Origin of the sequence: Thiohalophilus sp. (assembly GCF_031581315.1) — a bacterium.
Lineage (GTDB): Bacteria > Pseudomonadota > Gammaproteobacteria > UBA6429 > Thiohalophilaceae > Thiohalophilus.
On sequence record NZ_JAVLAZ010000001.1, the window covers coordinates 34,116 to 41,952 of the forward strand.

The 7,837-nt window shown below is 61.4% G+C and carries 8 protein-coding genes; 7 read left to right on the plus strand and 1 reads right to left on the minus strand.

The window, feature by feature from the left end; translation table 11 throughout:
• Positions 1–482, minus strand: a 482-nt coding sequence (locus RI563_RS00150; RefSeq protein WP_310692287.1) for a C40 family peptidase, incomplete at its 3' end; no start/stop codon positions are given.
• 190 nt (positions 483–672) lie between these two features.
• Here RI563_RS00150 and RI563_RS00155 point away from each other — a divergent pair.
• From RI563_RS00155 to RI563_RS00185, 7 genes are all read left to right on the plus strand, one after another.
• Positions 673–1,053, plus strand: coding sequence for a hypothetical protein (locus RI563_RS00155; protein ID WP_310692288.1), 381 nt, complete (start codon positions 673–675; stop codon positions 1,051–1,053).
• Positions 1,054–1,193: 140 nt separating this feature from the next.
• Complete coding sequence (mrcB, locus tag RI563_RS00160) at positions 1,194–3,551, plus strand: penicillin-binding protein 1B (protein WP_310692289.1); 2,358 nt, start codon at positions 1,194–1,196, stop codon at positions 3,549–3,551.
• Positions 3,548–4,015, plus strand: a complete 468-nt coding sequence (locus RI563_RS00165; RefSeq protein WP_310692290.1) for a tetratricopeptide repeat protein — start codon at positions 3,548–3,550, stop codon at positions 4,013–4,015. The genes mrcB and RI563_RS00165 overlap by 4 nt, the downstream gene beginning before the upstream one ends.
• A gap of 166 nt (positions 4,016–4,181) precedes the next feature.
• Positions 4,182–4,679 carry a hypothetical protein gene (locus RI563_RS00170; RefSeq protein WP_310692291.1) on the plus strand — a complete coding sequence of 166 codons (498 nt, stop codon included), beginning with the start codon at positions 4,182–4,184 and terminating at the stop codon, positions 4,677–4,679.
• Between the two features lie 10 nt (positions 4,680–4,689).
• Positions 4,690–6,618 carry an ATP-dependent DNA helicase gene (locus RI563_RS00175; protein WP_310692292.1) on the plus strand — a complete coding sequence of 643 codons (1,929 nt, stop codon included), beginning with the start codon at positions 4,690–4,692 and terminating at the stop codon, positions 6,616–6,618.
• Positions 6,615–7,271, plus strand: a complete 657-nt coding sequence (gene tsaB / locus RI563_RS00180) for a tRNA (adenosine(37)-N6)-threonylcarbamoyltransferase complex dimerization subunit type 1 TsaB (RefSeq protein ID WP_310692293.1) — start codon at positions 6,615–6,617, stop codon at positions 7,269–7,271. The genes RI563_RS00175 and tsaB overlap by 4 nt, the downstream gene beginning before the upstream one ends.
• Before the next feature lie 78 nt (positions 7,272–7,349).
• Positions 7,350–7,837, plus strand: a 488-nt coding sequence (locus tag RI563_RS00185; protein WP_310692294.1) for a DUF302 domain-containing protein, incomplete at its 3' end; no start/stop codon positions are given.

Here is a 7,837-nt window from a genome sequence, read left to right on the forward strand (position 1 = left end):
GAGGCGAAGTGGCGGCGCCAGTAGGGATCGCGCAGGTTGGCGACGCTGACGGTTTTACCGCTGGAAGGGGCGTGGATAAAGCGGTTGTTTCCCAGGTAGATCCCGACGTGGGAGACGAAGCGGTTGTATTTGGTGCTGAAGAAGACCAGATCGCCGGGCCGCAGGAACCGGCTGGGGATGGCCTGGACCTGCCGGTATTGCTGACCGGTAGTCCGGGCAATTTCGAGGCCGGCCTGCTGATAGGCGTATTGCACCAGGCCACTGCAATCAAAACCGTGGCGGGGAGACTCGCCACCATAGCGATAGGGCGTTCCGAGCAGGTCGCGCGCAATTTCCACCACTTTTTCCCGATCACCGCCGCTGTCGGCGCTGCGATGCAGCGTCATACCGCAGCCAGACAGCATCAGCAGCGCCAGGGTTGCCAGCAGCAGGGTGCGCGGTCCTGCCAGCGGAGCGGATTGTGGGTATCGGAATCGCATCATCTCTCTCCAGACCCTGTTTTTAGCCTATCCGGCTGTTGCGGTCAATTATTTTGAGCATAATCAGGGACTTCAAACAGATTTTTAACGTACTCTGAAAACTGTGACGAGCGTCAGTTTTGTGTATCCGAATTTAAATTAGCGGCCGACACGGTGCTCTTTTGAGCAGTTTTTGCGCTAAAATAGAAAACGTATGGATATCAACAGCCTCCAGCACAATCTGTTCCCGCGCCAGGTGAATCCGGCGCGCGGCTCCGATCAGCAGCGTCGCGATCAGGGGCGGGATATGCAGGAGCAGCTGCAACAGGCCGAGGCCCGTCAGCGCGCCTCCGACACGGCGCGCGCCTCACAGAATCAGGAACTGTGGCGTCCCGAACGCCGGCTGGACGGCCGTCTGGTCCGGCTGGGGCCTGCCCATGGCCCGATCAGTGATAGCGAGCAGGCACGCAGCAACCTGATGCGCGAAAAAATTGCTCGCACCTATGCACCTGAACAGGCAAAACGCCTCGACCCGTCTGCCTCCACTACCCGGGAGACGTCAGCCAGCCGCGCTTCGCTGGATCTGGTCGTCTGAGTGGGATCGCAATTTGCGTGGCATCCGGCCACTCCCATGACAGCCCCCGCGGCTTGATATGCTTTATACTGATGTCTTTGGTTATCCGGGATGTTTTCGCTGCCGGATCGAAGGAGCCTGTTCGGGTCTGTTAGTCGCTTATGCCACGTCGTAAATCTGTCGCCCCACGCCGTAAACGTTCATCCCGGCCCAAACGCTCGCGCAAGAGCCCCGCGCGTAAATCGCCGGGGCGTTTTCGCTGGCGCTATCTGTTTGCCGGCCTGCTGATCGTTCTGGTCGGCTATGTGGCCTATCTCGATTTCACCATTCGCACGCACTTCGAAGGCAAACGCTGGGCGCTACCGGCCAGGGTGTATGCCCGGGCACTGGAAATTTATCCGGGCCAGAGCCTGACACCGGCGCAACTGGAGCGTGAACTGACATTACTCGGTTATCGTGACAATGCCGCCAGCCGGGCGGTGGGCAATTACACCCGCCACGGCGATCGACTCCGTTTTACCACCCGGGCATTTCAGTTCTGGGACGGGCGGGAACCCTCGCGTCAGGTGACGGTGCGGTTCGATAACGGGACGATCACGCGCCTGCAGGATCAATACGGTGGTGAGTTGAATTTGTTGCGTCTTGAGCCACCGACCATTGGCGGCATCTATCCGCATCATCGCGAGGAGCGGGTATTGGTGCGTCTGCTCGACGTGCCCCCCTTGCTGCAGCAGGCGCTGGTCGCGGTGGAGGATCGCCAGTTTTATGAACACTGGGGACTCGATCCCCGGGCGATCGCCCGCGCCTTGCTGGCCAATCTGCGAGCCGGACGCACTGTCCAGGGTGGCAGCACATTGACCCAGCAACTGGTCAAAAACTTCTTTTTGACCAACGAACGCACGCTGTGGCGCAAGGCCAACGAGGCGGTTATGGCGTTGCTGCTGGACTGGCATTATCCCAAGACCGAGATCCTCGAAGCCTATATCAACGAAATCTATCTGGGCCAGGATGGAGAGCGCGCGATTCACGGTTTTGGCCTGGCGGCCCGGTTTTATTTCGACAAACCGCTGGCGGCGCTGGAAGCGAACGAGATCGCCACCCTCGTGGCGCTGGCGCGAGGACCGTCCTATTACCATCCCGAGCGCCATGCGCAGCGTTTGCTGGCGCGTCGCAACCGCATTATCGATATTCTGGAACAGGACGGGGGGCTCGATCCGGCCAGGGCGCAACAGGCGCGTGATGCCCCGTTAGGCGTGGTCGCCGGCAAACCGGGGGCGATCTCCGATCATCCCGCCTTCATGGATCTGGTGCGTCGGCAATTGCGCGAGCAGTATCGTCAGCAGGATCTCACTTCCGAAGGGCTGCAAATCTTTACCACCCTGGATCCGGCCATCCAGCAGCAAGCGGAACAGAGTCTGAGCCGGCAGATTGCCCGGCTGGATCGGCAACGCAATCTGTCCGGCACACTCCAGGGCGCCGTGGTGATCACCCGTGCCGGCGGGGGCGAAATCCTGGCTCTGGTCGGGGATCGCAACGCCCGTTACGCCGGCTTCAACCGGGCACTGGATGCCTCTCGTCCAATTGGGTCGTTGATCAAACCGGCAGTGTATCTGACCGCGCTGGCGCAGCCGCAGAACTATACCCTGGCCACGCTGATCGACGATTCACCCATTACCCTGCAGGCGGACAACGGGACGCGCTGGTCACCGCGTAACTATAGCGGTGAATCGCACGGTCAGGTGCCGCTTTTCACGGCGTTAATCAATTCGTATAACCAGGCGACTGTCCGGCTGGGCATGACCCTGGGGTTTGAGCCGATTGCCGAGACCCTGCGCCGGCTCGGGGCGACGCGCGACATCCCGGCGTACCCGTCCATGTTACTCGGTGCAGTTAATTTCACGCCCTATGAGGTGGCCGGGATGTATCAGACTCTGGCCGCCGGCGGTTTTCGCAGCCCCCTGCGGGTCATTCGCGAGGTACTCACCGCCGACGGTGAACCGCTGCGTCGCTATCCGGTCCAGGTGGAACAGACCCTGGACGGCAAAACGGTACAGGTGCTTAACAGCGCCCTGCAGGAGGTGCCACGCCAGGGAACCGCCCGGGCACTGCGGAATCACTTGCCGGAAGGTTCGCGTGTGGCCGGCAAGACCGGTACCACCGACGATTTGCGCGACAGCTGGTTCGCCGGCTTCAATGCCAGTCATCTGGGGGTGGTCTGGCTGGGGCGGGATGACAACCAGCCAACCGGCCTGACCGGGGCCAGCGGGGCGTTGCGCGTCTGGGGTGAGATTTTTGCCGAGCTGCCGGGGCAGCCACTGGAACCGCTGCCGCACAAAGAGCTCGAGTATCACTGGATCGATCCCCGCTCCGGCCGGATCAGCGAGCCGGGGTGTCCCGGGGCGGCCTATCTGGCCTTTATCAAGGGCACCGCGCCACAGCAAAAAAGTGACTGTGCCGGCGGGGGCGAGCGCCGCCAATCGAACAATCCGTTTAACTGGTTCAAGGGGCTGTTTCAATGAACATGATCCGACCGTTTTCGTTATTTCTGCTGATCGTACTGCTCGGGGCCTGTGCCAGCGCCCCGGATTCGGGATCGGGGCTGGAGGTCGGGGAACAGCCGGCTACCCAGGTGCGACCCGCCACCGGCACCAGCCGGCCGGTCCTGGCGCTGCTCGAGCAGGCCAACCAGGCCGCGCGCCAGGGCGAACTGGCGGTCGCCGAGGCGCGCCTGGAGCGGGCACTGCGTATTGAGCCGCGCAATGCCGTGTTGTGGTACTACATGGCCAAACTCCGTTTACATCAGGGGCGTCTGGAGGAAGCGGCCGGGCTGGCTGCCAAATCCAACAGCCTGGACCGGCGCGATAATCGCCGGCTGCAGGCGGATAACTGGCGCATCATTGCCCATGCCCGTCATCAGTCGGGGGACGAGTCCGGCGCCCGCGATGCCGAGCAACGCGCCAGGGCATTATCGAGTGATGACTGAAGAGATGTTCCGGATACCTGAATCGTTTGACTTAAATCGATACGGATATCCGGAACGCTGATTCAGACTTTCAGTAATGAGGCGCGGGGGTGGTTAGTGCAGCGCACGCCCCAAGTGCAGCAGAGTGCGTTACAATGGCGGCATTTTCTGTGAGCGGGTGGCCGGTGTGTCTGTTTTTGCCGTTGATAAACTGATCAGTGAAGCGCGCCGACTGGCCGCCGAGTACCGCCGTGCTACCGGCAAGTCGCTCCCCATCAGCAGCGAAATCGCCCGGCACGATGCCTGTGTGCATCTGGATCTGGAGCCCTGCGAGCAGGACGCGGCCGGGTACGATGCCGTGAGCCGTGACGGGAACGAACAGCGTATCCAGATCAAGGGCCGGGCGATCTTCGATGAAAGCAAATCGGGGCAGCGCATCGGCCAGCTCAAGCTGGAACAGGATTGGGATGCCGTGGTGCTGGTGCTGATGGATGAAGACTTCGACAGTTTCGAAATCTATCAGGCCCGGCGGGACGAGGTGCTCGACGCGCTGCACGACAGCCCGCGCAACAAACGGGGCGCCATGTCGGTCGCCCGCTTTCGCAATATCGCCCGACTGGTCTGGACCCGGGAGGAGGGGCGTCTCGAAGAACCGTCCCGGGATCCCATCAACAACCCTGAGTAACGATATCCCTGTGGATAGCCCCGACGAGATTCTCGGTCAGTATGGCCCGTTCGCCCGCGAGGTGGACGGCTTTGCCCCGCGTGCCGAGCAGCAGGCCATGGCCGGGGCGGTTGCTGAGGCGTTGGAGGACGGCCATCACCTGATCGTCGAGGCGGGCACCGGCACCGGCAAGACCTTCGCCTATCTGGTGCCGGCGTTATTGTCGGGTCGCAAGGTGGTGGTCTCCACCGGCACGCGCAATCTGCAGGATCAGCTGTTTCATCGCGATCTGCCGGTGGTGCGCCAGGCCCTGCAGGTGCCGGTCAGCGTGGCATTGTTAAAAGGCCGCAGCAATTACCTGTGTCTGCATCGCCTGCAACTGGCCGAGGAGACGGCCACCCAGAACCCGGCCGAGATGAAAAAACTGCAGCGCATACGCGACTGGTCCGGACGGACCCGCCGTGGCGACATCGCCGAACTGCCCGAGGTGGACGAGCAGGACATAATCTGGGCCAAGGTGACGTCCACCGCCGACAACTGTCTGGGGCAGGAGTGCGACTACTACGATCGCTGTCACCTGGTGGAGGCGCGGCGCGAGGCGCAGGGGGCCGATGTGGTGGTGATCAATCATCATTTACTGTTTGCCGACATGGCGTTGCGTGAGACCGGTTTTGGCGAACTGTTGCCCACGGCCGAGGCGTTTATTATCGATGAGGCCCATCAACTGCCGGAAGTGGCCTCGGGCTTTTTCGGCACCGCCCTGAGTGCCAACCAGCTGCTGGAGCTGGCGCGCGACAGCCGCGATGAATATATCAACGAGATTAACGAAGATCGGGAAGTGACCCGCCTGGCCGATCAACTGGAGAAGGCCGTGCGTGACATGCGCCTGCTGTTCAAGCAACCGGGGCAGCGCGGTAACTGGAAGGAACTGGCTAACCGCGCCGATATGCGGGAAGTTACCGCTCAGATCAACCGGCGGCTCAGTGATCTGCAAAACGCACTGGAACCCTGCGCGCCGCGCAGCAAGGCGCTGGATAAATGTTATCAACGGGCGCGGGAATTGACCGACCGTTTCGGGCTGCTCACGGCCGTGCATGACAGTGATGATATTCACTGGTACGAAGTCCATCAGCGCAGTTTTACCCTGCATCTGACCCCGCTGGATATTGCCGGCAATTTTCGTGAACAACTGGCCGCGTCGTCGGCCAGCTGGATCTTTACCTCGGCGACTCTGGCGGTGGCCGACCGGTTCGATCATTATCAGCAGCGGCTGGGACTGGAAGAGGCCGATACCGCGCGCTGGGACAGCCCGTTCGACTTCGCTCGTCAGACGCTGTTGTATCTGCCCCAGGCGATGCCGGCCCCGAACGCCCCGGACTACACGGCCAGTGTGGTCGAGCAGGCTCGCGAGGTGTTGTCGGTGACCGACGGACGGGCGTTTATGCTGTTTACCAGCCACCGTGCCCTGCAGGAAGCCGCGGATCTGCTGCGCGACCGGTTGCCGTGGCCGTTGTTTGTCCAGGGCGAGGCGCCGCGTGATGTCCTGCTGGAGCAGTTTCGTCGCGCCGGCAACGGGGTGTTGCTCGGCACCAGTAGCTTCTGGGAAGGGGTGGATGTGCGCGGCGAGGCACTCTCCTGTGTGATTATCGACAAGCTGCCGTTTGCCTCACCGGGCGATCCGGTCCTGCAGGCGCGGATCGAGGCCTTGCAAAAACAGGGCATCAATGCATTTATGAACTTTCAGTTACCGGCGGCGGTGATCACCCTGAAACAGGGGGCGGGGCGATTGATTCGCGATGTGAATGATTACGGTCTGCTGATGATCTGCGATCCCCGCCTGCACAACAAGCCGTATGGCCGGGTCTTTTTACAATCCCTGCCACCCATGCCGCAAACCCGTTCCCTGCGCGAGGTGCGCGACTTTTTCAAACAGCGACAGAAACAGGCGGCGCCGGCATGAAGATTCTGGCCCTGGATGCGGTGACCGAGGCCTGTTCGGCGGCACTGTGGATCGACGGCGAGACACACCAGCGCTATGCGGTGGCGCCGCGCGAACATACCCGCCTGATCCTGCCCATGGTGGATGAACTGTTGCAGGAGGCGGATCTGAAACTGACGGATCTGGATCTCATCGCTTTCGATCACGGGCCTGGCTCCTTTACCGGCATCCGGGTGACCATGAGTGTGTTGCAGGGACTGGCCTTTGCGGCCCGCTTGCCGGTGCTGGGCATCTCCAGCCTGGCGGCCCTGGCCCAGTCCGCGTACCGGGTGCATGATGCCCGGGAGGTGCTGAGCCTGATCGACGCGCGCATGAATGAGCTCTACTGGGGCGTGTACCGGTTGCAGGGCGAGCTGATGCAATTGCAGGACGAGGAGGGCGTGGCGCCACTGGCGGCGTTGCCCGCCTGCGAAAAGTGCCAGCTCATCGGCAGTGGTGTGAGTGCCTACACGAACGACTTGCACCAGGCCGGCTATTCCGGACTCATTGAGGATGAACTTTTACGTTATCCCCGTGCCGAATATCTCGCCGAACTGGCCGCGGCCAGTGCCGATCAGGCCGTGACGGTGGAGGCAGCCGAACCGGTCTATTTGCGCAACAAGGTGACCGGCTGACTTGAGCCGATGCCGCGGCCTTGGTAGGCTTGCTGCTTCTTCCACAGGATGCCTGTTAAATCGAAGAGGGACGCCGTAATGACCACCTTGTCCACCCGGATCATTTTCCCGTTACTGGCGCTATGCCTGTTTCTAAGCGGCGCCCCGGTCAATGCCCTGGCAGCGGAAGACAAGGCCCAGAGCGATTCCCGCGTCTACGTCAAAAAAGTCAAAAAGCCGTTACCGGAAGTCTACAGCAAGGTCTTTACCGCCATGGAAAACGGCGGCTATTTCGTCCTGTTTGAACCCAACCTGGGGAAGAACCTGGAACACTTCGCCCAGCGCTGGGGCGATGATTACAATAAAAACAAGATCGAGGAAATCCGCAGCCTGATTTTCAGCAATGCCTGGTATGTGAATCAGATGAGCAATGCCGATCCCGAACTGCTGGCGCTCTCGCCATTGCACCTGACCTTTATCTACAAGGACGGCATGACCACCATGCTGTTCATCCGCCCCTCCGCCGTCGCCGCCAACAGCCCCGCCAGGAACGTCGCTACCGAACTCGAAAACGACGTCATCAACAC